The 26,378-nt window shown below is 70.1% G+C and carries 26 protein-coding genes; 8 read left to right on the top strand and 18 right to left on the bottom strand.

Annotated features, from left to right (window positions below; translation table 11 throughout):
- The first annotated feature begins 70 nt into the window (after nucleotides 1–70).
- The 3 genes from AB0N73_RS08565 to AB0N73_RS08555 are packed head-to-tail and all read left to right on the top strand — an operon-like array spanning nucleotide 71 to nucleotide 3,070.
- Nucleotides 71–1,330, top strand: coding sequence for a CBS domain-containing protein (locus AB0N73_RS08565; protein WP_363562389.1), 1,260 nt, complete (start codon nucleotides 71–73; stop codon nucleotides 1,328–1,330).
- Nucleotides 1,330–1,935 (top strand): DUF1003 domain-containing protein, encoded by a 606-nt coding sequence (locus AB0N73_RS08560; RefSeq protein WP_363562387.1) that lies wholly within the window; start codon nucleotides 1,330–1,332, stop codon nucleotides 1,933–1,935. The genes AB0N73_RS08565 and AB0N73_RS08560 overlap by 1 nt, the downstream gene beginning before the upstream one ends.
- Nucleotides 1,925–3,070, top strand: coding sequence for a P-loop NTPase (locus AB0N73_RS08555; RefSeq protein ID WP_363562385.1), 1,146 nt, complete (start codon nucleotides 1,925–1,927; stop codon nucleotides 3,068–3,070). The genes AB0N73_RS08560 and AB0N73_RS08555 overlap by 11 nt, the downstream gene beginning before the upstream one ends.
- A 30-nt stretch (nucleotides 3,071–3,100) precedes the next feature.
- Here AB0N73_RS08555 and AB0N73_RS08550 read toward each other — a convergent pair whose 3' ends face one another.
- Nucleotides 3,101–3,499 (bottom strand): Sec-independent protein translocase TatB, encoded by a 399-nt coding sequence (locus tag AB0N73_RS08550; protein ID WP_363562383.1) that lies wholly within the window; start codon nucleotides 3,497–3,499, stop codon nucleotides 3,101–3,103.
- Nucleotides 3,500–3,568: 69 nt separating this feature from the next.
- Here AB0N73_RS08550 and AB0N73_RS08545 point away from each other — a divergent pair, with 69 nt between their 5' ends.
- Nucleotides 3,569–4,210: a class I SAM-dependent methyltransferase gene (locus AB0N73_RS08545; protein WP_363562381.1), complete on the top strand. Its 642-nt coding sequence runs from the start codon at nucleotides 3,569–3,571 to the stop codon at nucleotides 4,208–4,210.
- Between the two features lie 56 nt (nucleotides 4,211–4,266).
- Here AB0N73_RS08545 and AB0N73_RS08540 read toward each other — a convergent pair whose 3' ends face one another.
- The 3 genes from AB0N73_RS08540 to dapE all read right to left on the bottom strand — a co-directional run bounded on the left by AB0N73_RS08540 (nucleotide 4,267) and on the right by dapE (nucleotide 6,785).
- Nucleotides 4,267–4,437 (bottom strand): DUF3117 domain-containing protein, encoded by a 171-nt coding sequence (locus AB0N73_RS08540; RefSeq protein WP_363562379.1) that lies wholly within the window; start codon nucleotides 4,435–4,437, stop codon nucleotides 4,267–4,269.
- Nucleotides 4,438–4,509: 72 nt separating this feature from the next.
- Nucleotides 4,510–5,727, bottom strand: coding sequence for a hypothetical protein (locus AB0N73_RS08535; protein WP_363562377.1), 1,218 nt, complete (start codon nucleotides 5,725–5,727; stop codon nucleotides 4,510–4,512).
- Nucleotides 5,712–6,785: a succinyl-diaminopimelate desuccinylase gene (gene dapE, locus AB0N73_RS08530; RefSeq protein WP_363562375.1), complete on the bottom strand. Its 1,074-nt coding sequence runs from the start codon at nucleotides 6,783–6,785 to the stop codon at nucleotides 5,712–5,714. Before dapE ends, AB0N73_RS08535 begins: the two co-directional genes overlap by 16 nt.
- Before the next feature lie 63 nt (nucleotides 6,786–6,848).
- On the opposite strand from dapE, the gene dapD reads away from it, so the two are divergent.
- Together dapD and ppk2 are read left to right on the top strand one after the other, a co-directional pair.
- Complete coding sequence (gene dapD, locus AB0N73_RS08525) at nucleotides 6,849–7,805, top strand: 2,3,4,5-tetrahydropyridine-2,6-dicarboxylate N-succinyltransferase (protein ID WP_363562373.1); 957 nt, start codon at nucleotides 6,849–6,851, stop codon at nucleotides 7,803–7,805.
- Nucleotides 7,802–8,605, top strand: coding sequence for a polyphosphate kinase 2 (gene ppk2 / locus AB0N73_RS08520; protein ID WP_363562371.1), 804 nt, complete (start codon nucleotides 7,802–7,804; stop codon nucleotides 8,603–8,605). The genes dapD and ppk2 overlap by 4 nt, the downstream gene beginning before the upstream one ends.
- Nucleotides 8,606–8,614: 9 nt before the next feature.
- Here ppk2 and AB0N73_RS08515 read toward each other — a convergent pair whose 3' ends face one another.
- The 7 genes from AB0N73_RS08515 to AB0N73_RS08485 form a co-directional block, all read right to left on the bottom strand.
- Nucleotides 8,615–10,219 (bottom strand): L-lactate permease, encoded by a 1,605-nt coding sequence (locus tag AB0N73_RS08515; protein WP_363562369.1) that lies wholly within the window; start codon nucleotides 10,217–10,219, stop codon nucleotides 8,615–8,617.
- A gap of 115 nt (nucleotides 10,220–10,334) precedes the next feature.
- Nucleotides 10,335–11,633 carry a citrate synthase gene (locus AB0N73_RS08510; protein WP_363562367.1) on the bottom strand — a complete coding sequence of 433 codons (1,299 nt, stop codon included), beginning with the start codon at nucleotides 11,631–11,633 and terminating at the stop codon, nucleotides 10,335–10,337.
- A 161-nt stretch (nucleotides 11,634–11,794) separates the two neighbouring features.
- Nucleotides 11,795–12,907 carry a succinyldiaminopimelate transaminase gene (gene dapC, locus AB0N73_RS08505; protein WP_363562365.1) on the bottom strand — a complete coding sequence of 371 codons (1,113 nt, stop codon included), beginning with the start codon at nucleotides 12,905–12,907 and terminating at the stop codon, nucleotides 11,795–11,797.
- Nucleotides 12,908–12,914: 7 nt separating this feature from the next.
- Nucleotides 12,915–13,235, bottom strand: a complete 321-nt coding sequence (fdxA, locus tag AB0N73_RS08500) for a ferredoxin (protein ID WP_363562363.1) — start codon at nucleotides 13,233–13,235, stop codon at nucleotides 12,915–12,917.
- A gap of 9 nt (nucleotides 13,236–13,244) precedes the next feature.
- Nucleotides 13,245–13,628, bottom strand: a complete 384-nt coding sequence (locus AB0N73_RS08495; RefSeq protein ID WP_363562361.1) for a histidinol dehydrogenase — start codon at nucleotides 13,626–13,628, stop codon at nucleotides 13,245–13,247.
- A gap of 48 nt (nucleotides 13,629–13,676) precedes the next feature.
- Complete coding sequence (locus AB0N73_RS08490) at nucleotides 13,677–13,991, bottom strand: AzlD domain-containing protein (protein ID WP_363562359.1); 315 nt, start codon at nucleotides 13,989–13,991, stop codon at nucleotides 13,677–13,679.
- Complete coding sequence (locus AB0N73_RS08485) at nucleotides 13,988–14,716, bottom strand: AzlC family ABC transporter permease (protein WP_363562357.1); 729 nt, start codon at nucleotides 14,714–14,716, stop codon at nucleotides 13,988–13,990. The genes AB0N73_RS08490 and AB0N73_RS08485 overlap by 4 nt, the downstream gene beginning before the upstream one ends.
- 65 nt (nucleotides 14,717–14,781) lie before the next feature.
- Between AB0N73_RS08485 and AB0N73_RS08480 the strand changes: the two genes are divergently transcribed.
- On the top strand, nucleotides 14,782–15,327 hold the full coding sequence (locus tag AB0N73_RS08480) for an XRE family transcriptional regulator (RefSeq protein WP_363562355.1): 546 nt from the start codon (nucleotides 14,782–14,784) through the stop codon (nucleotides 15,325–15,327).
- A 103-nt stretch (nucleotides 15,328–15,430) separates the two neighbouring features.
- Here AB0N73_RS08480 and typA read toward each other — a convergent pair whose 3' ends face one another.
- The 7 genes from typA to AB0N73_RS08445 form a co-directional block, all read right to left on the bottom strand.
- Nucleotides 15,431–17,341, bottom strand: a complete 1,911-nt coding sequence (gene typA, locus AB0N73_RS08475; protein WP_363562353.1) for a translational GTPase TypA — start codon at nucleotides 17,339–17,341, stop codon at nucleotides 15,431–15,433.
- A gap of 99 nt (nucleotides 17,342–17,440) precedes the next feature.
- A complete protein-coding gene (locus AB0N73_RS08470) occupies nucleotides 17,441–17,887 on the bottom strand; it encodes a PH domain-containing protein (protein ID WP_363562351.1) in 447 nt (148 codons plus the stop codon).
- Nucleotides 17,888–17,973: 86 nt separating this feature from the next.
- Nucleotides 17,974–19,644 carry an ABC transporter ATP-binding protein gene (locus tag AB0N73_RS08465; protein ID WP_363562349.1) on the bottom strand — a complete coding sequence of 557 codons (1,671 nt, stop codon included), beginning with the start codon at nucleotides 19,642–19,644 and terminating at the stop codon, nucleotides 17,974–17,976.
- Complete coding sequence (locus tag AB0N73_RS08460) at nucleotides 19,641–20,588, bottom strand: ABC transporter permease (RefSeq protein WP_363562347.1); 948 nt, start codon at nucleotides 20,586–20,588, stop codon at nucleotides 19,641–19,643. Before AB0N73_RS08460 ends, AB0N73_RS08465 begins: the two co-directional genes overlap by 4 nt.
- The gene (locus tag AB0N73_RS08455) at nucleotides 20,578–21,507 is read right to left on the bottom strand and encodes an ABC transporter permease (RefSeq protein ID WP_363562345.1); all 930 of its coding nucleotides are present in this window, start codon (nucleotides 21,505–21,507) and stop codon (nucleotides 20,578–20,580) included. Before AB0N73_RS08455 ends, AB0N73_RS08460 begins: the two co-directional genes overlap by 11 nt.
- Before the next feature lie 163 nt (nucleotides 21,508–21,670).
- Nucleotides 21,671–23,287, bottom strand: a complete 1,617-nt coding sequence (locus AB0N73_RS08450) for an ABC transporter substrate-binding protein (RefSeq protein ID WP_363562343.1) — start codon at nucleotides 23,285–23,287, stop codon at nucleotides 21,671–21,673.
- A 158-nt stretch (nucleotides 23,288–23,445) separates the two neighbouring features.
- Nucleotides 23,446–25,320: an ABC transporter substrate-binding protein gene (locus AB0N73_RS08445; RefSeq protein WP_363562341.1), complete on the bottom strand. Its 1,875-nt coding sequence runs from the start codon at nucleotides 25,318–25,320 to the stop codon at nucleotides 23,446–23,448.
- Between the two features lie 135 nt (nucleotides 25,321–25,455).
- On the opposite strand from AB0N73_RS08445, the gene AB0N73_RS08440 reads away from it, so the two are divergent.
- Nucleotides 25,456–26,256 carry a CPBP family intramembrane glutamic endopeptidase gene (locus AB0N73_RS08440; RefSeq protein WP_363562513.1) on the top strand — a complete coding sequence of 267 codons (801 nt, stop codon included), beginning with the start codon at nucleotides 25,456–25,458 and terminating at the stop codon, nucleotides 26,254–26,256.
- Nucleotides 26,257–26,378: the final 122 nt, after the last annotated feature.

The following is a 26,378-nucleotide window of genomic DNA, read 5'->3' as shown; positions in this document are numbered from 1 at the left end:
CCCCTATCCTCCCACGCCGACCTGGCACCCTCCCGGACGATCGGAGCCATGCCCGGACTACGCTGGGACGGTGAGCACACAACGGGTCTTCGTCGCGCGCCTTGCCGGCTGCGCCGTCTTCGATCCGGCCGGTGACCGCCTCGGCAAGGTGCGCGACGTGGTCGTCATCTACCGCACCGACGACGCTCCGCGCGTCATCGGTCTGGTGGTGGAGATCCCGGGCCGCCGCCACGTCTTCGTCTCGATCGGCCGCGTCACCTCGGTCGAAACCGGGCAGGTGATCACGACCGGACTCATCAACGTGCGCCGCTTCCAGCAGCGCGGCGGCGAGGTGCGCGTGCTCGCCGAGCTCGTAGGACGGAAGGTCTCGTTCCGCGACGGATCGGGCAATGCCGTGATCGAGGACGTCGCGATCGAACGCAACCGCCTGGGCGAGTGGGACATCGGCCAGCTGTTCCTGCGCAAGCCCAAGACCAGCGCCTCGCCGTTCGCGAAGGGTCCGACGACCTTCGCCGCGTGGCACGCGGTCTACGAGGGCCAGAACGCCGGCGAAGCGCAGTCGGCCGAGCAGCTGGTCGCCAGCTACTCCGAGCTCAAGGCCGCCGACCTCGCGAACACCCTGCTCGATCTCCCCGAGGAACGACTGCTCGAGGTCGCCGAGGAGCTCCCCGACGACCGGCTCGCCGACGCGCTCGAGGAGATGCCCGAGGACGAGCAGGTGCACATCCTCGAGGCGCTCGGCGACGAGCGCGCCGCCGACATCCTCGACGCCATGGAGCCCGACGATGCCGCCGACGTGCTCGCGCAGCTGTCGGCCGAGCAGCGCGAAGAGCTGCTCGAGCTGATGGAGCCGGACGAGGCCGACGACGTCCGCGCCCTCCTCCAGTACGGTCCCGACACGGCGGGCGGTCTGATGACCCCCGAGCCCATCGTGCTCTCCGCCGACGCCACGATCGCCGAGGCCCTCGCCCTCATCCGGCGCCACGAGACGCACCCCGCGCTCGCGGCGGCCGTCTTCGTCACCCTGCCGCCGTACGAGACGCCCACGGGGCGGCTGCTCGGGACGGTGCACTTCCAGCGGATGCTGCGCTACCCGCCGCACGAGCGCCTCGGGGCGCTCCTGGACGACTCGCTGGAGCCCGTGCCCGCTACCGCGACGGCCGCCGAGGTCGCGCGCCTGCTCGCGAGCTACAACCTGGTGTCGCTGCCGATCGTCGATTCGGCGCAGCGCCTGGTGGGCGCGGTCAGCGTCGACGACGTCCTCGACTACCTGCTCCCGGACGACTGGCGCACCGGCCACTCGGACGCGGCGCCGATCGGAGGTCGATGATGGCTCGTCAGAATCGCCCCCGCACCGCACTCGACGCCCCGCGGGGACGCTCCGGGATGCTGCCCCGGTCGCCGCAGCAGCCCTCGCGCGACCGATTCGGCCGCGCCACCGAGTGGATCGCGCGCGCCATGGGCACGCCGTGGTTCCTCATCGGGCTCAGCCTGTTCTGCGCGGCCTGGTTGGCGTGGAACACGCTGCTGCCCGCGAATCTGCGGTTCGACGCGTCGGACAACGGCTTCACCGCCCTCACGCTCGTGCTCTCGCTGCAGGCCTCCTACGCCGCCCCGCTGATCCTGCTCGCGCAGAACCGCCAGGACGACCGCGACCGGGTGCAGATCGAACAGGACCGCCAGCGCTCCGAGCGCAACCTCGCCGACACCGAGTACCTCGCCCGCGAGATCGTGGCGCTCCGGATGGCGCTCACCGACGTGTCGAGCGAGGCCGTGACGCGCGAGGTGCTGCGCGACGAGCTGCGCGCACTCTGGGCCGATCTGCAGGCGCGTGACGCGGGCGAGGAGCCGGAGCAGCTCGCCGCCGACCGCGAGGAGAAGCGTCGTCGTACCGAGCGTCGCGAGAAGGCGGAGCGGGAAGCCCGTGAGCGCTGAGCACGATCCGATCGATCGCGCTCGGCGGGCGGCCGGTGCCGTGCTCGATCCCGAGCTGCGGCGCTCACTCGACGAGCTCGAGATGATCCGCGACGTCTCCGTCACACCTAACGGCATCCGCGTCGAGGTCGCCCTGACGATCGTGGGCTGCCCGGCGGCCGACCGCATCGAGCGCGAGGTGCGCGCCGCCGTCGCCCGCGTCAGCGACGGCCCGGTGGAGATCGCGCTCTCGGTGATGTCCCCCGAGGAACGACAGGCGCTCATCACCCGGCTCCGCGCCGGACGACAGCGCGGCAACCCGTTCGTCCCCGGCTCGCTGACCCGCGTCATCGCGGTCACGAGCGGCAAGGGCGGCGTGGGCAAGTCCAGCATCACCGCCAACCTCGCCGTGGCCCTCGCGCGTCGCGGGCGAGCGGTCGGCGTGATCGACGCCGACATCCACGGCTTCTCCATTCCGGGACTGCTCGGACTCGTCGACGACGCCGGGCGGACGGTGCGCCCCACGCGGATCGACGATCTCATCGTCCCGCCCGTCGCGTTCGGGGTGAAGACCGTGTCGATCGGCATGTTCCTGCGCGAAGGCGACGAGGGCAGCGCCGTCGCGTGGCGCGGACCCATGCTGCACCGCACGGTGCAGCAGTTCCTCACCGATGTGTACTTCGGCGACCTCGACGTCCTCGTCGTCGACATGCCGCCGGGCACGGGCGACGTGGCGATCTCGGTGGGCCAGCTGCTGCCGCATGCCGAGGTCGTCGTCGTGACGACGCCGCAGCGCGCCGCGGCCGACGTGGCGGTGCGCAGCGGACTGCTCGCGCGCCAGAGCGGGCAGCCGGTGCTGGGCGTCGTCGAGAACATGGCCCCCCTCACCCTCCCCGACGGGTCGGTGCTGGAGCTCTTCGGATCCGGCGGTGGCGCGCAGGTCGCCGCCGCTCTCACGACCGACGACGAGGCGATCGACGTGCTCGCCTCGGTGCCGTTGAGCGCGGGGCTCCGAGGCGCCGGTGACGCCGGCGTGCCGCTGGTCGTCTCCGATCCCGAGGATCCCGCGGCGCGGGCGATCGAGGAACTCGCGGAGCGGGTGCTGCGCGTCGGGCGGGACCTCGCGGGTCGGCCGCTGCCCTTCGGCGTGCGCTGACGGACGCCCGCTGAGGCACGAGCGGAGCGGTCAGGTCGCCTCGGAGTCGAACGGGGGCAGCTCGCCGCTCGTCGGGTCGAACGTCGCGGCCGCGCGCTCCTTGGTCGCGGCTGCTCCCGCCGCCGCCGTCACGCTCGACGCGATGCTCGCCGCCTTGACCGTGGCCGTGGGCGGGTCGTCGAGCAGCGCCTCGCGGATGATGCGCCGCGGGTCGTACTGGCGGGGGTCGAGCTTGCGCCAGTCGACGTCGTCGAACTCGGGCCCCATCTCGTCCTGCATGCGGGTCTTGGCGCCCTGCAGGAACTCGCGCGCGCGCTTGGTGAGGCGCGCAAGAGCCTCCGCGTATCGCGGCAACCGCTCGGGACCGATGAGCAGGGCGGCGATCACGGCGATCACCAACACCTTCTCGATGGTCAGTCCGAAGAACATGCCTTCAGATTACCGCCGCGCCTGGCGGTCGCTCGCCTGCGCCGACCGTAGGCTTGCCCTGGAGGAGCTATGGCTGGACACGATGCAAGCGACCGGTTCGCCCGCGAGGCGACCACGGAACCCGAGGTGATCGCGCGTGCGCGCACGCACGCCCTCGAAATGGGTGCCGAGCCGATCAGCGCCGCCGTCGGTTCGCAGGTCGCCCTGCTCGCCGCCGCCGCGCGCGCGACCAGCATCGTGGAGATCGGCACGGGTGCCGGCGTCTCGGGACTCTGGCTGCTGCACGGTGCGCCGCGCGCCATCCTCACGACGATCGACAAGGAGCCCGAGAACCTCGCCACGGCGCGCCGCGCCTTCTCGGACGCCCGCGTCGCGCCCGCACGCACGCGGTTCATCACCGGGCGCGCCTCCGACGTCCTCCCCCGCATGAACGAGGCCTCGTACGACATCGTGTTCGTGGATGCCGATCCCGAGGGCGTGATCGAGTACGTCGAGCACGGGCTGCGCCTCGTGCGTCCGGGCGGGCTCGTGCTCGTCCCCCGGGTGCTCGCCGGCGGCGCGGTGGCCGACCCGGTGCGCCGCGACGGCGTGACCACCGCCTACCGCTCGCTCATCCAGGAGACCCTGTCGTCGGCAGCCGTCATCGGCGCCCTGTCGATCGTCGCCGAGGGGCTCCTGCAGCTCACGACGACCGACGAGTCGCGCCCCTGACGACGAAGCGGCCGGCCCCGAGGGGACCGGCCGCATTCGATGGTGCGATTAAAGGGTCAGGCGCCGACAACGCCGCCGAGCACATCGTGAAGTTCTTTTGCTTCGGCGTCGTTGACCGACACTACGAGGCGTCCGCCGCCCTCGAGCGGGACGCGCACGATGATCAGGCGCCCCTCCTTCACAGCCTCCATCGGACCGTCTCCGGTTCTCGGCTTCATGGCTGCCATCGTGGCTCCTTCTCGTCGATGTCGTGAAAATCTAGTTTATCGTGGCGGCGGCGCTGATCGGGTCCGCGCTGGTCAGGGGATCTGCCAGATCGTGTTCGCGAGTCCGTACATGTTGTAGATCCACCACCATTGGCCGGCCAATCCGAGCAGCAGGACCCCGATCCGCCACGCCGGGTGGCGGGGAACCGCGAGCGCTCCCCACAGCACCGACAGGGGCACGAGCAGCCGGAAGAGGCTCGACTGCGGGAAGAACACGGCCAGGAGGTACAGCAGGTAGCTGGCCGACCAGAGGCGCATCTCCATCCCGAGCCGGCGGACGGACCGGGAGAAGAGGAGCGCCCACGCGGCGGCGGCCACGAGCGCCGCGAGGAGGACGTAGCCGAGCCACACCGGCCAACCCCACATCGACGACCAGAACGCCGTCGCGGCGAGGAAGCCGTCGAACGGGAAGAAGTGCGGCTCCGCCTCCTGGATCCAGTTGCGCCGCCACGCCAGCTCGGTGGCGAGATAGGCCCCCGGGTCCGCGGTGACCACGGCGGCGATCACCTGCCAGGAGAACCCCACGATCGCCGCGAGGAGGCCCGTCGCCACGATGTGCACGACCTGGACGGCGGGCAGCGGGTCGCGGCGACGCTGCACCCACCGCCAGATGCCGTAGAGCGCGAGCAGCAGCGAGAACGCCAGGACGCCGGGACGGGTGAACCCCATGAGCGGGATGAGCAGGTAGAGCCAGGCGAACCGGCGCCGGACGAGCGCGGAGAGCGCGAGGAAGAGCCAGACCAGGAACAGGGTCTCCGCGTAGGCGACGTGGAAGAGCCCGGCGAGCGGACCCGCGACGAAGAACACCACCGCCCACGTCGACGCCGAGCGGTCCAGACGCAGCCGCAGCAACCGGTAGAGGACGAACGCCGCCGCGTACCCCGAGACCAGCGAGATGACCACCGCCGCGACGGGCCACCCGCCGAGGACGGTGCCGAGCGCCGCCGCGAGGTACGGATACAGCGGCATGAACGCCCACGCGTTCTCGGCCACGAGCCCCGTATCGGTGAGCGGAAGGGTGGTCGGGTATCCGTTGACCGCGATGAACCAGTACCACTGCGCGTCCCACCCGAGCAGGAGATCTCCCACCCCCGCGTCGGCGCCGAAGCGCGACGCCGGGCCGGATGCGGCAGCCGCAGCGGCGAAGAAGCCCGCCGTGACCAGGCGCGCGGCGACATAGAGGACCCCGACGCGGACCGCGGCCGGCCAGCGGGCCCAGGTGCCGCGAGCGGTCGTCAGCGCGTCAGCCACGTCCGCAGGCCGCGCTCGACGTCCTCGATCTGCGCCAGCGGCACGCGCTCCTCGTCGTGGTGGGCGAGGTGCGGGTCTCCGGGACCGTAGTTGACCGCCGGGATGCCGAGCGCCGAGAAGCGGGCGACGTCGGTCCAGCCGTACTTCGGGCGCGGCTCGGCCCCGACGGCGAGCACGAAGTCCCGAGCGATCGGGGCGTCGAGTCCGGGACGGGCGCCCTCGGCGGAGTCGGTGATCTCGACGTCGAACCCGTCGAACAGGTTGCGGATGTGCTCCTCGGCGTCGGCCGCCGTCTTGCTCGGCGCGAACCGGTAGTTCACCTCGACCTCGCACGCATCGGGGATCACGTTGCCCGCGACGCCGCCGGCAATGCGGACCGCGCTCATGCTCTCGCGATACAGCAGCCCGTCGACCGGGACCTCCTTCGCGCGGTACTCGGCGAGCCGGGTGAGGATCGGGGCCGCCGCGTGGATCGCGTTCTCGCCGATCCACGCCCGCGCGGCGTGGGCGCGGACGCCCGTGGTGCGTACGAGCGCGCGCATGGTGCCGTTGCACCCTCCCTCGACCTCGCCGTTCGACGGCTCGCCGAGGATCGCGAAGTCGGCCTGGAACAGATCGGGCCGCGCCGCGGCGAGGATGGCGAGGCCGTTCTTCGAGGCTTCGACCTCTTCGTTGTCGTACCACATCCACGTGATGTCGATCGAAGGCTCCGTCAGCTCCGCGGCGAGCGTGAGCTGCACGGCGGTGCCGCCCTTCATGTCGACGGTCCCGCGACCCCAGAGGTACGGAGCACCGTCGATCTCGACGTCCTTCGTCGGCACGTTGTCGTTGATCGGCACGGTGTCGATGTGTCCCGCGATCGCCACGCGCTGCGCGCGTCCGAGATCGGTGCGCGCGACGATCGTGTTGCCGTGTCGGATCACCTCGAGATGGGCGAACGCCGAGACGGCCTCCTCGATCGCATCCGCGAGGGTCGTCTCATCGCCCGAGACGCTCGGGATGTCGCAGATGGCACGGGTGAGCTGGACAGCACCGGCGGAGAGATCGAGCGAAGGCATGGCATCAACTCTACCGAGACGCGCATCGGCGGCTCAGGACGGGATGCCCGATAGCCTGGGGCGGTGAGTGAGCAGCGGACAGTGTGGGGTACGGGACTTTCGACGACGAGCGAGGACGGAACGGTGCTCGACGCCTGGTTCCCGCATCCGCAGTTCGGCGCGCCCACCGAGTCGGCCGAGGACGCCGCGCTCGCGGCGGACCTGCGGGAGCTCGAGGGCGCCGACGCCGCCCGCCGCGTGACGCGCGAGGTCGTCGTCGTCGAGATCGATCTGGATGCTCCGCCCGCCTCGACCGCGGACGCGTATCTGCGCCTGCACGCCCTGTCGCACCTGCTGGTGCGCCCGAACGAGCTCTCCCTCGACGGCATCTTCGGCCACCTGCCCAACGTCGCCTGGACGAACGCGGGCCCCGTGCACCCCGACGTGGCGGCCGCCCGGCGCGCGCACCTGCTCGCGGCCGGCATCCAGGTGCAGAGCCTCGACAAGTTCCCGCGCCTGCTCGACTACGTGACGCCGCGGGGTGTGCGCATCGCGGATGCCTCGCGCGTGCGTCTGGGCGCGCACCTCTCCCCCGGCACGACCGTGATGCACGAGGGCTTCGTCAACTTCAACGCGGGCACCCTGGGCTCCTCGATGGTCGAGGGGCGCATCTCGCAGGGCGTGGTCGTGGGTGACGGCAGCGACATCGGCGGCGGGTCCTCCATCATGGGCACGCTCTCGGGCGGTGGCGCCCACCGGGTCGCGATCGGGGCGCGGACGCTGCTCGGGGCGAACGCCGGCATCGGCATCTCGCTGGGCGACGACTGCATCGTCGAGGCGGGGCTCTACGTCACCGCGGGGTCCAAGATCGTCCTCGCGGATGAGGAGCCGGATGCGACCGGCGCCCGGCCCGTCGTCAAGGGCGCCGCCCTCTCGGGGCGCGACGGCATCCTGTTCCGCCGAAACTCGCTCACCGGAGCAATCGAAGCCGTGCGCCGCTCGGGCGTCGGCGTGACCTTGAACGAGGCGCTGCACGCATGAGCAAACGACTGCCGAAGAAGCTGTACGAGCGCGAACTCGCGCGCCTCCAGGCCCAGCTCGTCGACATGCAGGCCTGGGTGCAGGCCAGCGGCGCGCGGATCGTGGTGATCTTCGAAGGACGCGATGCGGCCGGCAAGGGATCGACCATCAAGCGGGTCTCGCAATACCTCAACCCCCGCGTGACGCGGATCGTGGCGCTTCCCACCCCCACCGACCGCGAGAAGTCCCAGTGGTACTTCCAGCGGTACATCCCGCACCTGCCCGCCGCCGGCGAGATCGTCCTGATGGACCGTTCCTGGTACAACCGCGCCGGCGTCGAGCGCGTCATGGGCTACTGCACCGAGACCGAGTACCACCGGTTCCTCCGCCAGGCTCCGCAGTTCGAGCGGATGCTGGTCGAGGACGGCATCATCCTGCTCAAGTACTGGTTCAGCGTCAGCGACGTCGAGCAGGAGAAACGGTTCCGCTCCCGTGCCGCCGACCCCATGCGCCGGTGGAAGCTCAGTCCGAACGACGTCCTGTCGATCACCAAGTGGGAGGACTACTCCCGCGCCAAGGACGCCATGTTCGTGCACACCGACATCTCCGAGGCGCCCTGGTTCGACGTCGACAACGAGGACAAGCGTCGCGGGCGGATCAACATGATCGCGCACCTGCTCGGCCGCATCCCCTGGGAGCCGGTGCCCCGCGAGGAGATCGTCATCCCCGAGCGCCCCGCGGCGCAAGGCTACGACAGGCCGCCGCGCAACCCGGACACGCTCGTCCCGGATCACGCGGCGACGCTGCGCGCGAAGGACTGACGCCCGGCGTCAGCCGAGGAGTGCGAGGACGGCGCTCCACACGCAGATGAAGGCGAGCATGCCCAGGCTGTAGAAGATGGATGCGCGCAGGATCTCGCCCTCGCGCCCCGACAGGCCCACGGCCCCCGCCGCGATGGCGATGGACTGCGGGGAGATGACCTTCGCCGTCGTGCCGCCGGCCGTGTTCGCGGCCACGAGCAGTGCCGGGTCGACCCCGATATGGCCCGCCGTCGCCACCTGCAGCGGCGCGAACAGGGTGTTGTTGTTGACCACCGATCCCGTCAGGAACACCCCGATCCAGCCGATGACGGGGGCCAGCAGCGGGAAGAACGGCCCGACGGCCGCCAGCGCCTCGCCCATCGACGCCGATCCGCCGGAGTAGTTGGCGATGTTCGCGAGAACGAGGATGAGCGCGATCAGCAGCAGAGCCTGCCAGAGCTCGCGGAGCGTGGCGCGGGCTTCGCGCCAGAACGCACGTCCGTCGAGAGTGGGCATCGTGAAGAAGGAGACCAGGACGGCGAGGAGGATCGCGGTGCCGGTGGCGTTGAGCGGCGTGAACGACCACACCGCCGAGACGACCGTGCCCGCGGCGGACTCCACGGCGCCGTCCAGCCCGGGGATCGGAACCGGCAGCACCGTGCGCGACAACGCTCCGTCTGCGGCGAACAGCGCCTTGAACGCGGGGATGCTCCACACGAACACGAACGCGGTGAGGATGTAGAACGGGCTCCACGCCACCACGACCTCGCGCAGCGACGGACGCGTGGGCGCGGGCGCCGCGGCGCCGTCCTCACGGAAGATGCGCCGGGGCTGCCACACCCGGCCCAGCACGAACAGGGCGATCATCGCGCCGAGCCCCGCGCCGATGTCGGCGAGCTCAGGGCCGAGGAACCACAGCACACCGGCCTGGATGCCGCTGAAGACGATGGTGACCACAAGTGTCGCCGGCCAGGTCTCGCGCAATCCCCGCCAGCCGTCCAGGATCACGACGAGCAGGAACGGGATGAGCAGGGTCAGCGGCTGCAGGAGCAGCACCATGTAGCGCGACAGATCGATGACGTCGATCCCGGTGATCTGCGCCGCGACGATGACGGGGATGCCGATCGCACCGTACGCGCCGGCGGCGGCGTTGGCGACGAGGGAGATCATCGCGGCCTTCACCGGCCGGAAGCCGAGCTGCACGAGCAGCGCCGCGCAGATCGCGATCGGGACGCCGAAGCCCGCCGCCCCCTCGAGGAAGGCGCCGAAGGCGAAGCTGATCAGCAGGACCTGGAGTCGCTGATCGGCCGAGATCCCGCCGATCGAGGCTCGGATCACGTCGAACCGGCCGCTGGCCACCGTCAGCTTGTAGAGCAGCACCGCCATCACGATGATGAAGGCGATCGGCCAGATGGAGGTCAGAAGCCCCAGGAGGCCCGCTCCGGCGACGGCGGAGGCCGGCATCCCGAACACCGTCAGGGCGATCACGATCTCGACCGCCACGGCGATCAGCGCGGCGTAGACGCCCTTGAGTTTCAGCACCACCAGGCACAGCAGGAAGACCGCGATGGGGATCGCCGCCACGATCGCGGAGAGCGCGATGTTGCCGAGCGGATCCGTCGTCTGCGTCCACATGGGGTGCCCCTTCACCGTGATGGCCGTACGGCTTCACCGTAGGGCAGAAGAGGGCATCGACACCAACGCCCCGCGCACGTCGGGCGTGGGCGTGGCGTGAGCGGCAGGGCAGGTGTCAGCCGATGCCGGGGTAGTTGCGCTCGGGGGCGCCCACGTAGAGCTGCTGCGGACGGCCGATCTTGGTCTGCGGGTCGGCGTTCATCTCGCGCCAGTGCGCGAGCCAGCCGGGCAGACGCCCGATCGCGAAGAGCACCGTGAACATGCGGGTCGGGAAGCCCATCGCCTTGTAGATGACGCCGGTGTAGAAGTCGACGTTCGGGTAGAGACGACGCTCCTTGAAGTAGTCGTCGCTCAGCGCGATCTCTTCGAGCTCCTTGGCGAGATCCAGCAGCGGGTCGCTGACGCCGAGCTCGGCGAGGACCTCGTCGGCGGACTCCTTCACGAGCTTCGCCCGCGGGTCGTAGTTCTTGTAGACGCGGTGCCCGAAGCCCATGAGCTTCACCCCGTCCTCCTTGTTCTTGACCCGCTCGACGAAGCGCTGCACGCTCTCGCCGGAGTCGCGGATGCGCCCGAGCATGTCGAGTACGGCCTCGTTCGCCCCGCCGTGCAGCGGGCCGGACAGCGCATTGATGCCCGCCGACACCGACGAGAACATGTTGGCGCCGGTCGAGCCGACCAGGCGCACCGTGGAGGTCGACGCGTTCTGCTCGTGATCTTCGTGCAGGATGAGGAGGCGCTCGAGTGCCCGGCTCATGACCGGGTTCATCTCGTAGTTCTCGCTCAGCACGCCGAAGTTGAGCTTGAGGAAGTTGTCGACGAAGCTCAGCGAGTTGTCGGGGTAGAGGAACGCCTGCCCGACGCTCTTCTTGTGCGCGTAGGCGGCGATGACGGGGAGCTTGGCCAGCATCCGGATCGTGTTGAGCTCGACGAACTCCGGGTTGTGCGGGTCGGACTGGTGCTCGTAGTACGTCGACAGGGCGGCCGTGGCGGCCGAGAGCACCGACATCGGGTGCGCCGTGTGCGGCAGAGCCGAGAAGAAGCGCTTCAGGTCTTCGTGCAGCAGCGTGTGGCGGCGGATGCGGGTGTCGAACTCCTCCAGCTCGCTCGCCGAGGGGAGCTCGCCGTAGATGAGCAGCCAGGCGACCTCGAGGTAGGTCGAGTTCTTCGCGATCTGCTCGATCGGGTAGCCGCGATAGCGCAGGATGCCCTGGTCGCCGTCGATGTACGTGATGGCCGACTTGGTGGCGGCGGTGTTGACGAAGCCGTAGTCGAGGGTCGTGTGCCCGCTCTGACGCGTCAGCGTCGAGATGTCGATGCTGGATGCGCCGTCCGTGCCCGCGAGGACGGGAAGTTCGGCGGTGCGATCCCCGACGGTGAGAAGGGATGTCGTCTGCTGCGAACCGGCCTCGGTCACGGCGCCTCCTTGCGATGTTTGGTCGTCGGGATGTGTCGGCTGCGGGTCTGCGGCCTGTGGGCGCCGTCCTGCGGAGGTGCGCCCGTGCGGATTACAGCCTAGCCGGGCAGGGAGCCTACGGTGATTCGCGCCAAAGGATGTCGCGATCCGTAGGAGGAACCCTACGAGGTGGCCGCGCGCAGCCGCTCGGCGGCGGCCGCGATCCGTTCGTCGGTCGCCGTCAGCGACAGGCGGATGTGCTGCGGGAAGTGCGTCCCGTAGAAGTGGCCGGGGCCGGCGAGGATGCCGAGGGAGGCGAGATCGGCCATGCTCTCCCACGCGTCTTCGCCGCGCGTCGCCCACAGGTACAGGCCCGCCTCGCTGCGATCCACGCGGAATCCGTAGCCCTCGAGGGCGGGGCGCAGCACGTCGCGGCGGGCGCGGTAGCGCTCCTTCTGGGCGGCCACGTGGGCGTCGTCGCCGAGCGCCGCGACCATGGCCGCCTGCACCGGCGAGGGGAGCATGAGACCCAGATGCTTGCGGGCCGTCAGCAACCGGGCCACCACGGCGGGGTCGCCGGCGAGGAACGCCGCGCGATAACCGGCCAGGTTGGACTGCTTGCTGAGGGAGTAGACCGACAGGAGACCGTCGAGCGTGCCGCCCGCGACGGCGGGGTCGAGCACGGACGGGATCGTGGCCGCGGCCCAGGGCCCGTCCCATCCCAGCTCGGCATAGCACTCGTCGGAGACGAGCAGGGCGCCGATCTCGCGGGCCCGCTCGACGGCGCGGCGGAGTGCCTCGTGATCCCAGACGAAGCCGTCGGGGTTGCCGGGCGAGTTGATCCACACGAGCCGCGTGCCCTCGGGCCACTCGTCCGGATCGTCCGCGGCGACCGGCCGGGCGCCCACCAGCCGCGCACCGACCTCGTACGTGGGGTACGCGGCGCGCGGGTGCACGACGACGTCGCCCGGGCCCAGCGCCAGAAGGAGAGGCAGGAGAGCGACGAGCTCCTTCGAACCGACCGTGGGCAGCACGTTCGCGGGCATGAGGCCGGGAACGCCGCGCCGACGGGCGTACCAGTCGACGATCGCTTCGCGCAGCGGCGGCGTGCCGATCGTCTGCGGGTAGGCGTGCGCGTCGGTGGCGGCGGCCAGCGCGCGCATCACCACATCCGGTGTCGCATCGACCGGCGAGCCGATCGAGAGATCGACGATCCCGTCGGGATGCGCACGCGCCGTCTCGGCGTACGGGGCGACGGCATCCCACGGGTAATCCGCGAGGTCGGCGACGCTCACGCCGCGCTCACTCGCCCTGCGGCGGCAACTGCGCGATGACCGGGTGGTCCTTGTGGATCACACCGACCTTGGCCGCACCGCCCGGCGAGCCGACCTCGTCGAAGAACTCGACGTTGGCCTTGTAGTAGTCCTGCCACTCGTCGGGCAGGTCGTCCTCGTAGTAGATGGCTTCCACGGGGCACACCGGCTCGCACGCACCGCAGTCGACGCATTCGTCCGGGTGGATGTACAGCGAACGATCCCCCTCGTAGATGCAGTCGACGGGGCACTCGTCGATGCAGGCACGATCCTTGACATCGACGCACGGTAGGGCGATCACATACGTCACGGTGTCAGTCTAGTTCGCCTCGGATGCCGTCCGGCCCCGAGCGAGGTGCGGCCAGGCGACGACGAGCGCCGTCATGATCGGTGGCGCCGCCATCCAGACGAGCGCCAGCATCTCGTGCTGCACGGTGAAGAGAATGGAGCCGCCCGCTCCGGGCAACGAGAACAGGTAGGTGACCGCCATCATGCCCAGTCCCCCCGCGAGGGCGGCCCAACGATCACCGGTGAGCAGACGCAGGGCGAGCAGCAGCGCGCCCGCCCCCGCCACGCCGAGGACGAGGCCGACGGGGATCGGACCGAGGAACGACGCGTGCGCGAATGATCCGCCGACGCCGTAGACGGCGCCGACGACGAGCGCGATCGCCCAGGACGCGATGCGGGAGACGGGAAGGGCCATCAGCGGATTCTACGCGGCCCGCCCCCGGACGACGCACGCCGTCGGCGCTCAGGCAGCCCAGCCGAGCATGCGCAGGAGCGCAGCCACCGCCGCCGCGGCGACGACGACCACGAGGAACGGCGCCCGCAGCGCCAACAGCACCCCCGCGATGACCAGCGCGGGCAGCCGCGCGTCGATCACGACGGCTTGACCAGCACCGAGGGCCTGCACGGCGACCAGTGCGCCGAGGAGCGCGACCGTCAGCAGATCCGCGATCCGCGCGGGGCGGGGCGCCTCGATGAATCGCGTCGGGATGAGGTATCCCACCGCTTTCAGCGCGACGCAGATGACGGCGGCGAGCAGGACCGCGTTCCAGAGGGTCACCGCTCCCCCTCCGCGCCAGCATGCCGCACCGGGGGGACGAGCCAGTTGAACCAGCCCACGACGATGGCGACCACGGCGGCGAGCAGGACGGGGATCCCGGGCATGAGGGCCGGGGTGAGCGCCGTCGCGACGATCGCGGCGGCGATCCCCACCGCGACGGCCTGGCGACCGCGCAGACGCGGCCAGAGCAGGGCGAGGAACGCCGCGGCGGCCGCCGCATCCAGGCCGTACGCGCGCGGGTCGCCGAGGACGTCGCCGAGGAGGGCCCCGAGGAGCGTGGAGAGGTTCCAGCCCGCATAGATCCCGACGCCCGTCACCCAGAAGCCCCACCTCCGCGCGTGCGGCTGGGTCTGCGCGAGGGCGACGGCCGCCGATTCGTCGATCGTGAAGGGCGCAGCGAGGGCCTTCCGCCAGAATCCGCCGCCGATGATCGCCGACATCCGCATCCCGTAGGCGACGTTTCGCACGCCGAGGAGCGCCGAGGACGCGATCGCCGCCGGAGCGGCCGCGAGCCCGCCCGCAGCGATCACCCCGACGAAGGCGAACTGCGATCCGCCGGTGAACATCAGGAGGCTGAGGACGCAGGTCTGCCAGATGTCGAGGCCCGAGGCGACGCCGAGTGCGCCGAAGGAGATCCCGTACGCGCTCGTCGCCAGCGCGACCGCCAGGCCCTGACGCAGGGCTCGTCGGGACTCCGGGGGGATCTCGCGATACGACGGGGGCACGGAAGACACTCTGACCCGATGCGGATGCGCTGTCAAACCAAACGTTCGTTCGGCATAATGAACGCATGACCGTCGGTTCTCAGATCGCCCGAAGCCTGCGCCGGGAGCGCGAGAGCGCGGGACTCAGCGTCTCGGAGCTCGCGCGACGAGCGGGGCTCTCGAAGGCGACGGTGTCGCAACTGGAGAACGCGTCGGGGAACCCCAGCGTCGAGACCCTGTGGGCGCTCGGCGATGCCCTCGGCATCCCCTTCGCTCAGCTGGTCGAGGCCCCGCGGACCGATCCGACCCTCATCCGCGCCACCGATGCCCCCGGCATCCAGGCGGTGGCCGCGCCGTATGCGGCGGCGCTGCTCTCGGCGAGCCCGCCGAACGCGCGGCGGGACATCTACCTCATCCGCGCCGAACCCGGTCAGGCGCGCCGGTCGTCACCGCATCCGTACGGAACCACCGAGCACGTCGTGCTGATCAGCGGGCGAGCGCTCGTCGGCCCCGCGGAGTCGCCGATCGAGCTCTCCCCCGGCGACTATCTGTCCTACCCGGGCGACGAACCCCATGTGTTCGACGCCACCGCGCCCGGGACGAGCGCCGTGCTCGTGTCGGAACTGCGCTGACGCGCACACCGGCGCACGACGCGGACGAGGAGAAACGGCCGAGCCGAGGACACTCCCTCACGGGGTGTCCTCGGCTCGGCCGGATGTCCTCTTGCGGGGCGCGTCAGGCGTTGGCGTCCTGGCGCTTCAGGCGGCTGGCCGTGCGTCCGCGGACGGTCGCGTCGAGCTCGACCTTGCGGATGCGGACGACCTCGGGGGTGACCTCGACGCATTCGTCGTCACGGGCGAACTCGAGGCTCTCCTCGAGGGTCAGCACGCGGGGCGGGGTCATCGACTCGAAGGAGTCGGAGCTCGCCGCGCGCATGTTGGTGAGCTTCTTCTCGCGCGTGATGTTCACGTCCATGTCGTCGGCGCGCGAGTTCTCGCCCACGACCATGCCCTCGTAGACCTCCTGCGTGGGCTGCACGAAGAACGACATGCGCTCCTGCAGACCGATGATCGCGAAGGGGGTGACCACGCCCGAGCGGTCGGCCACGATCGAGCCGTTCTGGCGCGTCGTGATCTGGCCGGCCCACGGCTCGTAGCCGTGCGAGATCGCGTTGGCGATGCCGGTGCCGCGGGTGGTCGTCAGGAACTCGGTACGGAACCCGATGAGACCGCGCGAGGGGACGATGAACTCCATGCGCACCCAGCCGGTGCCGTGGTTGGTCATGTTGTCCATGCGACCCTTGCGGGCGGCGAGCAGCTGCGTGATCGCGCCGAGGTACTCTTCGGGCGCGTCGATCGTGAGGTGCTCGAACGGCTCGTGCACCTTGCCGTCGACCTGCTTGGTGACCACCTGGGGCTTGCCGACGGTGAGCTCGAAGCCCTCGCGACGCATGTTCTCGACGAGGATGGCCAGCGCCAGCTCGCCGCGGCCCTGCACCTCCCACGCGTCGGGGCGTCCGATGTCGACGACCTTGATCGAGACGTTACCGATGAGCTCGCGGTCGAGGCGGTCCTTGACCATGCGGGCCGTGAGCTTGTGCCCCTTGACCTTGCCCATGAGGGGCGAGGTGTTGGTGCCGATGGTCATCGAGATCGCCGGGTCGTCGACGTGGATCTGCGGCAGCGGGCGCACGTCCTCGGGATCGGCGATCGTCTCGCCGATCGTGATGTCCTCGAAGCCGGCGATGGCGACGATGTCGCCGGGGCCGGCGGACTCGGCGGGGTAGCGCTCGAGCGCGCGGGTCTTCAGGAGCTCGGTGATGCGGGCGTTGCTGGTGGTGCCGTCGGCGCGCACCCAGGCGACCGTCTGCCCCTTCTTCAGCGTGCCGTTGAACACGCGCAGCAGCGCCAGGCGGCCGAGGAACGGCGACGAGTCGAGGTTGGTGACCCACGCCTGCAGCGGCGCGTCGTCGTCGTACGACGGCGCGGGGACGTGCTCGAGGATCGCCTCGAAGAGCGGCTCGAGGTCGTCGTTGTCGGGCAGCGCGCCGTTCTCGGGGCGGGTGCGCGACGCGGCGCCGGCACGGCCGGACGCGTACACGACGGGAACGTCGAGGAGGGCGTCGACATCGAGGTCGGGGACGTCGTCCTGCAGGTCGGAGGCGAGACCCAGCAGCAGGTCGTGCGCCTCCTCCTCGACCTCGGCGATGCGCGCATCGGGACGGTCGGTCTTGTTGACGAGCAGGATGACGGGGAGCTTGGCCTCGAGGGCCTTGCGCAGCACGAAGCGGGTCTGCGGCAGCGGACCCTCGGACGCGTCGACGAGCAGGACGACGCCGTCGACCATCGACAGGCCGCGCTCGACCTCGCCACCGAAGTCGGCGTGACCGGGGGTGTCGATCACGTTGATGGTGATCGGCTCGTCGGTGTGTTCGCCGTTGTAGGTGATCGTCGTGTTCTTCGCGAGGATCGTGATGCCCTTTTCGCGCTCGAGATCATTCGAGTCCATGGCGCGTTCTTCCATGTGCTCGTGAGAGCCGAACGAGCCCGTCTGGCGGAGCATCGCGTCGACGAGCGTGGTCTTTCCGTGGTCGACGTGGGCGACGATCGCGACGTTGCGCAGATCTGAACGGAGGGCGCGCGCCATGCGGGAGTCCTTGCGATTCGGGGAGCGGCCGGGATTCCGGCGTCTCCAGTCTACCGCAGGTGACCGAGAGAGCTCTCTGAGTGCCGACGGCGCTTCGGATCAGACCACGGCGAGGGCGACGCCGGCGCCCGCGACGAGCACCAGCGCCGCGGCGATCGCCGGAAGATCCCAGCCTCGCTGCACGGTCGCGCCGGAGTCGGCGGGGGTCTGCGTCGCCGCTTCCCAGTCCTCGCGGATGCGGTCGGCGTCGCGGAGCGCGGCGGGTGTGCGGGCGCTGTCGCGCTCCCGCGCCGAGCGCCGTCCGGACGCGGGCCCGCCGTAGCAGGTGACGCGGCGCGGCTCGGTCGTGGAGATCACGAGCTGGTAGCGCAGATCGATATCGGCGACCCTCCCCCACGGGATGCGGGTGCGGCGCAGGAAATTCTGCACCGTGATCCCGGTGGCGTCGGTGATCACGACCGACGCGAAGAGCCCCACGTACACGGCCCACAGCGCCAGCCCGATCCACGGGGCCAGCAGCAGCATGGTCGCGAGATCCGCGCGCACCCACGCGTCGATGAGGAGAACGGCGGCGGCGATCGCCGAGATCGAAATCCCGACGATCGCCGACGTCGCGCGATAGACCCTGCGGTTCAGCTCGCGCCTCCCAGCGGGATGGACGCACCCGGGATCGCCTCGAGGAGGCGGCGGGTGTACTCCTCGGCCGGGTTGGCGAAGATCTCGTCGACCGTGCCCTGCTCGACGATCCGGCCCTTCTCCATGACCGCGACCATGTCGGCCGCGACGCGGACGACCGCGAGGTCGTGCGTGATGAAGAGATAGGTCAGGTCGAGCTCCGACTGCAGCTCGGCGAGCAGCTGCAGGATCTGGTCCTGCACGAGCACGTCGAGCGCCGACACGGCCTCATCCAGCACGATGATGTCGGGCTTCAGCGCGAGCGCGCGGGCGATCGCCACGCGCTGGCGCTGTCCGCCGGACAGCTCGTTCGGGTACCGGGTGGCGAGCTCCTGCGGCAGCGACACCTGGTCGAGCAGCTCGCGCACGCGCTGACGACGCGATGCCCGGTCGCCGACATCGTGAATGTCGAGCGGCTCGGCGATCGTGTTGCCGATGTTGCGCAGCGGATCGAGCGACCCGTAGGGGTCCTGGAACACCGGCTGCATCCGCCGGCGCAGGGCGAACGTGTCGCGCGTCGAGATGTTGGCGATGTCGATGCCGTCGACCTCGATCGAGCCGGAGGTCGGCTCCTCGAGCTTGAGCACCATCTTGGCCACCGTCGACTTGCCCGAGCCCGACTCGCCCACGAGCGCCAGCGTCTTGCCGCGCGGGATCTCGAACGAGACCGCGTCGACCGCACGGAACGGCTCGCTGCGGAACCCGCCCTGGCGGATCTTGTAGTCCTTCGTGAGGTCCTTGACCCGCACGGTGGGTGCCAGATCGCTGAGGTCCTCGGTCGTCTCAATGCCCGAGCGTTCTGCGACCGCCTGGATGCGCTGCGACGCCAGCGACGGCGCCGCGGCGACGAGGCGCTGCGTGTAGGGGTGCAGCGGGTTCTGCAGGATCTCGCGGCTCGGACCGGACTCGACGATCTCGCCGTTCTGCATGACGATGATCTTCTCGGCGCGCTCGGCGGCCAGACCCAGGTCGTGCGTGATCAGCAGCACCGAGGTGCCCTTCTCGCGCGTGAGCGTGGCCATGTGATCGAGGATCACGCGCTGCACCGTCACATCGAGCGCCGAGGTGGGCTCGTCCGCGATCAGGAGCTTCGGGTCGGCCGCGAGACCGATGCCGATCAGCGCGCGCTGGCGCATGCCGCCCGAGAACTGGTGCGGGTACTGGTGCAGACGCTTCTCGGCATCCGCGAGCCCCGCCTGCTTGAGCACCTCGATCGCCCGCTCGGTGACGTCCTTGCGCCCCGACGCGATGCCGTTGGCGCGCACGGCCTCCTTGACCTGGAAACCGATGCTCCACACCGGGTTCAGGTTCGACATCGGGTCCTGGGGGACGTAGCCGATGTCGCGGCCGCGGACCTTCTCCATCTGGCCCGGCGTCAGCGAGGTGAGCTCGCGCCCGTCGAGGGTGATGCTGCCCTGCGTGACATGTCCGGTACCCGGCAGGAGGTTGACGACCGCGGACGCGGTGGTCGACTTGCCCGATCCCGACTCGCCCACGATCGCGACCGTCTCGCCCGGGAACACATCGAGGTTGATGCCGTGCAGCACCTCTCGGCTGCCGGACTGCGTGTCGAAGGCGACACGCAGATTCCGGATGCTGAGCAGCGGTGTGGCGGTGGTCTCGCTCATCGGCGCGCCCTCGCTCTCGGATCGAGGGCGTCGCGGATGAGCTCGCCCAGCATGATGAACGCGAGGACCGTGACGGTCAGCGCGATCGACGGGTAGATGAGCGCCATCGGGGCGTTGCGCAGCGACTGCTGCGCCCCGCTGATGTCGGCGCCCCACGACATGACGCTGGATCCGAGACCGACACCCAGGAACGCCAGGGTCGCCTCGGCCACGATCGCCGCCGCGAGGCTGAGCGTCGAGATGACCAGCAGCGGGGCGATCGCGTTCGGCACGACGTGCGAGACCAGGATCTGGAAGCGGTTCTGCCCCAGGGCACGGGATGCGGTCACGAAGTCCGCCTGCCGCACGCGCAGAACCTCGGCGCGCACGACGCGGGCGGTCGAGGCCCACGCGAACCCACCGATCGCGAGCGACAGGGTGAAGACGTTGCGGAAGTCAGAGAAGACGCTCATGACGACCACGGCCGCCAGGATGTACGGGATGGCGAAGAACATGTCGCCCACGCGGGACAGCAGCGAGTCGAGCCAGCCGCCGTAGAAGCCGGCGATCGCACCCATGATGAGACCGATCGACGAACCGATGATCGTCGAGATGAGGCCCACCGACAGCGACGTCCGGGAACCCCAGACGATACGGGCGTAGATGTCGCAGCCCTGGAAGGTGAACCCGAGCGGGTGGCCCGCGGCCGGTCCGCCGTTGCTGTTCGCGAGCTGGCAGTTGTTGTTGGGCGGCGTCTGCGTGAACAGCGTCGGCCACACGGCCATCAGGAGGACGACGGCCACGATGGCGACCGAGATCCAGAACGTCGGCCGCTTGCGCAGGTCGCGCCAGGCGTCGCGCCACAGGCTCGACGGCTTGTCGTCGACGCGGACGGCGTCGACCGTGACCGCGCTGTCCTTGATCGGGGCGACGTAGTGGGTGGGCAGATCAGACTTACTTGACATAGCGGATCCTCGGGTCGAGCAGACCGTAGAGCAGGTCGATGACGAGGTTGACCAACACGTAGATGATCACGAAGACCGTCACGAACGAGACGATCGTCGGGCCCTCGTGGCGCAGCGTCGCCTGGAAGAGGGTGTTACCGACACCGGGCACGTTGAAGATCGCCTCGGTGACGGTGGCGCCGACCAGCAGCACACCGAAGTTCGTCGCCGAGTTGGTGATCACCGGGATGAGGGAGTTGCGGAGCACGTGCACGGGGATGACGCGCCGTCGGGACAGCCCCTTGCTGTAGGCGGTGCGCACCCAGTCCTGGTTGAGCGTGTCGATGACCGAGCCGCGCATGAGCCGCATGCTCGTGGCGTACAGGCTCACACCCAGCACGAGCGCCGGCAGCCAGAGGTCGCCCCAGTCGTTCTGAGACCCCACCGTGGGTTTGAACCACCCGAGCTGGATCGCGAGGAAGTACTGCGCGAGGAACGCGAGCACGAAGATCGGGATGGCGACGAACACCAGCGAGATCACGAGCGACACGTTGTCGAAGAGCTTGCCCTTGCGCAGCGCCGAGAGCGTGCCGATGAAGATGGCGAGCACGAACTCGATCGCGATCGCCATGACGGCGAGGCGCCCGGTGACGGGCAGGGTGCGGGCCAGGACGTCGTTGACCGATTGGCCCGAGAAAGTCGTACCCAGGTCGCCCTGGAAGATTCCCGCGATGTAGTAGAAGTACTGCACGATGAACGGCTCGTTCAAGTGGAACTGAGCCTCGAGTGCGTCGATGACCGCCTGGTTCGGGGTCTTGTCACCGAACAGGGCGAGGATCGGGTTCCCCGGCATCGCGAAGACCAGGAAATAGATCAGCAGCGTGGACCCGAGGAATACGGGTATCACCTGCAGGATGCGTCTGAGGATGTAAGCGAGCATCCTCTCTCCCTCCGGTTCAGGACACGGTCGTCGGCGCACGTTCGGTGTGCCGCGCCGCATCCACTAAAGCACCGTCCCGCGCGGATGACGCGCGGGGGTGCCTGGACACGCCGCGAGGCGGTGACGGGATCGTCACCGCCTCGCGGTTGCGATCGTGAAGGCTTTAGCCCTTCGTGATCGCGTAGTACAGCGGAACCGAGTTCCAGCCGAACTGGACGTTCTCGACCGTGTCGGCGTATCCGCCGTTGACGTTCGAGTACCAGAGCGGGATGGAGGGGAGGTCCTGCAGCAGGATCTCCTGCGCGGCCTGGAAGTCCGCGTTCTGCGTCTCCGGGTCGGTGCTGGAGATGCCCGAGGTCAGCAGCTCATCGAACTCGGGGTTCGAGTAGTCGCCGTCGTTCGAGCTGGCGTTGGTCGCGTACAGCGGTCCGAGGAAGTTGTACAGACCCGGGTAGTCGGCCTGCCATCCGGTGCGGAACGCGGTCGTGATGGTGCGGTTGGTCACCTCGGTGCGCAGCGACGCGAAGTCGACGTACGGGGCGCCGGCCGCATCGATGCCGAGCGTGTTCTTGATCGAGTTCGACACGGCGTCGACCCACTCCTGGTGGCCGCCGTCCGAGTTGTACGCGATCTGGAAGGTGCCGCTCCACGGGGAGATGGCGTCGGCCTCGGCCCACAGCTCCGCAGCCTTCTCGGCGTCGAAGTCGAGGACCTCAGCGCCCTCGAGCGAGTCCGACCAGCCGGCGATGACCGGGGAGGTGAAGTCGCTCGCGGGAGTGCGGGTGCCCTGGAAGATCGTCTCGGTGATCTCGGGACGGTTGATCGCCATCGAGATCGCCTGACGACGCAGGACGCCCTCTTCGCCGGAGAAGTGCTCCAGCGACTCGGGGATCGTGAAGGACTGGAAGATCGCGGCCGGCTGGTTGACCGAACGCTCGCCCAGGTCCGACTCGTACGACGCCAGCGAGGCGGCCGGGATCGCGTCGAGCACGTCCAGGTTGCCCGCGAGCAGGTCGGCGTAAGCGCCATCCTGCGAGGCGTAGAAGACGATCTTCAGGCCGCCGTTCTGGGCCTCGCGACCGCCGACGTAGTCCTCGTTCTTGACGAGGTCGATCTCGACGTCGTGCTGCCACGCGCCCTCACCGGCGAGCATGTACGGACCGTTGCCGACCGGGTTCTCGCCGAAGGCCTCCGGGTCCTCGAACGCGACGTCCGGGAGCGGGAAGTAGGCCGAGTAGCCCAGGCGCAGCGCGAAGTCGGAAGCCGGCTTGTTGAGCGCGATGGTGAAGGTGTAGTCGTCGACGACCTCGAGGCCGGTGAGCTCCGAGTCCTCGTCGTAGCTGAAGCCCTCGATGTCTTCGAAGAAGTACGAGTTCTTCTGCTCGTTCGACAGCAGGGCGCCGTAGTTCCACGCCTTGGTGAAGTTGTCGGCGGTGACCTCTTCACCGTTGGTGAAGGTCAGTCCCTCCTTGATCTTGACCGTCAGGTTCTGCGGGTCCTCGACCGTGATCTCCTCGGCCACGTCGTTGACGGGCTGGCCGTCTGCGTCGTAGTAGACCAAGCCTGCGTAGATGGCGTCGACGATCTTGCCGCCGCCGGTCTCGTTGGTGTTGGCCGGGAAGAGCGGGTTTTCCGGCTCCGAGCCGTTCGTGCTGACGATGGCGTCACTCGAGCCGCTGGTGGACTCGGATGAGCCACCGCCGCTCGCGCAACCGGCCAGGGCGAGAGCCCCGACGCCGGCCAGCGCCACGCTCGCGAGAGCGATCTTGCTGCGCTTCACTGTTCCTCCTGTGCAAGGGATGATGCGAGCACGACGATGTAGAGCGATCATCGTGTCGCGGATACCGAAACCCTAAGCACGGTCCCATCGATGGTCAAAACGACCTGTGGAAACGTTACAGACCCTTAACGTGACGGTGAACGAGCGGAGCAATCTGCTCAATGCGCGCGCGCACCGCCGGTCCAAGGCGCCGGCATCCATCCGGAGCCGGGTGTGAGCTCGGTCGACGGCGCGGGACTCGGCGCACGGGTCGCGGGCGTCGCGGGCTCCCACGCGGCGAATCCGCTCGTCACGCGCTCCGCGTCGTGCACGCCGTCGGGTTCCGAGAGCGCCGCCGAGAAGGCCGTGACCTGGGGCAGCGAGAACAACGGCAGGGTCCACGCCTGCTCGCGCGCCGCCGCATCCAGGTCGTCGAGGATCGCGCCACGCGCGTCGGCGTCGAGCTGGGCGCCCAGCCGCGCGACGAGCGCGTCGACGCCCTCGTCCGACCAGCCGTAGACGTTGGTCTCGGCGGCGGTGTGCAGCCCCGCGGCGAGCGCGACGGACGTGCCGGGATCGGGGTTCCACGCGAAGAGCGCCACGTCGTACTCGGTGGGCGCGGATGCGCGCACCTCCGCCCAGCCCGGGCGCGACGCATCCACGAGGGTGATGCCGGATGCCGCGGCGGCCTCGGCGAGCAGCGCGAACTCAGCGGCGCGGCGTTCGTCCCCGGCGGGGTACAGCACGCGGATCTGCGGGGAGGCGACGCCGGCCTGGGCGAGGAGGTCGGCGGGGGTGGCGGCGTCGGTGGGCGTGGGCGCGGGGGTGGCCTCCTCCGCGGATGCGGCGGGGCGCGCGTCCCGCGTGCGGACCGCCGAGGAGCGCAGCGGGGCGTCGTCGAGGACCGGGGCCATGACCTCGTCCCGCACCTGCTCCCGCGGCACCGTGGCCAGAAATGCACGGCGCACCGCGAGCGCGACGGCCGGGTCGCCGCCGTACGCTGCGGGATCGAACACTCCCCCGCCGCCGATCTGGAGGTCGAGGTGGTCGAAGGGGGTACCCGGGGTGACGACCGAGCCCGGCGCCGCCTCGGCGGCGTCGAGCGTCTGCGCGGTGGCGGTGGCCGCGGCGAGGTCGACGTCGCCCGCGGCGACCGCATCCATGCGCGCGACGGGATCGGGGATCGCGACGACCCGCAGTCGTTCGGTGCGCGGCGAGGGGCCGCCCCGGCGCTCGGGGTCGGCGCGCAGCTCGGCCGTGGTGCCGTCGGCCGTGATTCGCTCGATCGCATAGGAGCCGCTGGTGACCCGGGCCTCGGCGGGGATGTCGGAGTCGACGGTGTAGTCCTCGCGGAAGGCGCGGGCGACGGGGGCGAGCCAGACGAGATCGTCGTCGCGCACCGCCTGGATGAACGCGTCCTTCGCGGCGGCGGCATCGTCGTACGTCCCCGGATACGCCAGCATGACGGCCGTGTGCGCGGCGACGGCGGGGGCGTCGAAGGCGCCCGCCCAGTCGGCGAACGGGGTGTCGTACACGAGCGTCAGGCTCCGCCCGCCGTCGCCGATCTCGGGGACGGAGCCGACGAGGTCGAGACCCTGGCCGTCGCCCGCTCCGGTGTCCCACCGCGTGGCGGGCGCTCCCCCGTCGTCGGGTCCCCCGGTGCGGTGCGTCGTCTCGGCCGCCCACGTGAGCAGGAGGTCGGCGGCGTCCACGGGCGCCCCATCCGACCACGTGACCCCGTCGGCGACGGTGTAGACGACCGTCAACGGATCCTGCGCGCTCACGCGCACCGTGCCGAAGCGCTCGGAGGGGTCGCGCGATCCGTCGGCGGCGCGCACCCAGAAGCTGCCCGCGGTGAGCTGAGCCAGTCCCTCGTTCGCGGTGGTGTCCTGCCCGCGGACGGCCGGGTTCAGCGAGGTCACCGCCGCCGACTGGGCCACCGTCAGCGCGGTCCCCGGCAGCGTGCGCTCCCCCTCGCCGGGTGTGCATCCGGCCAGCGCCACGGCCAGGGCCAGGGTCGCCGCGACGGTCGCGAATGTGGGGCGCAGCCGCATCCATCCTCCTGAGGTGCGAGGGCCCGCGGTGGGCCCACGCCACCCTATGCGCTGAGCCTGAAGAGGCTCGTCACGCGCCGGTCCGGGCGTGCGCTATGGCAGTCTGGCGAGGTGACAGACCGGGTCTCCGCCCCCCTGCGTCCCTTCGGGGCGTTCGATCCGCCGCGCGTCGACCGGGCGGGTCGCACGCGCCTGCGGTGGGAGATCTGGATCGTCCTGGCGGTCTCGGTCGGGCAGTCCGCCCTGTACTCGTTGCTGTCGTTCGTGCGGACGCTGCAGCGGTCGCTCGAGCAGAACCAGGCGATCGGCGATCAGCAGACGCAGCTGAACCCGGTCCTCGACGCGCAGGCGCTCTGGGATGCGCTGTACCGCTTCCTCGACATCGCCTTCTCGCTGGCGCTCGTGGCGCTGGTCATCTACCTGCTGTGGGAGCCCGGCACGAACGCGCTGCGCCGCATCGGGCTCGACGGACGTCGCTTCGGCGGCGACCTGGGCCGGGGGCTCCTGCTCATCGCGGTCATCGGCATCCCCGGGCTCGCGCTGTACGTCACGGGCCGGATGCTGGGCGTCACCGTCGGCGTCGTCGCGTCCCCGTTGGACGCCGCCTGGTACACGGTGCCGCTCCTCGTGCTCGCCGCCCTCCGCGCGGGGCTGACCGAGGAGGTCGTCTTCCTCGGTTACCTGTTCGATCGCCTGCGGCGCCTGGGATGGGGCTGGTGGCACATCATCCTCGTCACGGCGCTCCTGCGCGGCGCCTACCACGCCTACCAGGGCATCGGTTCGGTCATCGGGAACATCGCGATGGGCATCGTCTTCGGCTGGTGCTACCGCCGGTGGGGCCGTGTCATGCCGCTCGTCATCGCCCACACCCTGATCGACGTCATCGCCTTCGTCGGCTACCCCCTCGCCGTCGCCTGGTTCCCCACCGTCTTCTGACCCTCCTTCGGGGGTGGGTGCGGGTGGGTGCTGGAGGCTGGACCCGCGAGACAGCACTTTCGCGCCGAGGTGGTAAAAAGGTAGTTGCTAGAGTTGTAGGAGTGCTATTACTTGCCTTTTTA

It is taken from the genome of Microbacterium sp. NPDC089189, from assembly GCF_040685095.1.
GTDB lineage: Bacteria > Actinomycetota > Actinomycetes > Actinomycetales > Microbacteriaceae > Microbacterium.
The sequence above is the reverse complement of the archived record's forward strand: the minus strand, read 5'-3'. Positions and strand labels throughout refer to the sequence as shown.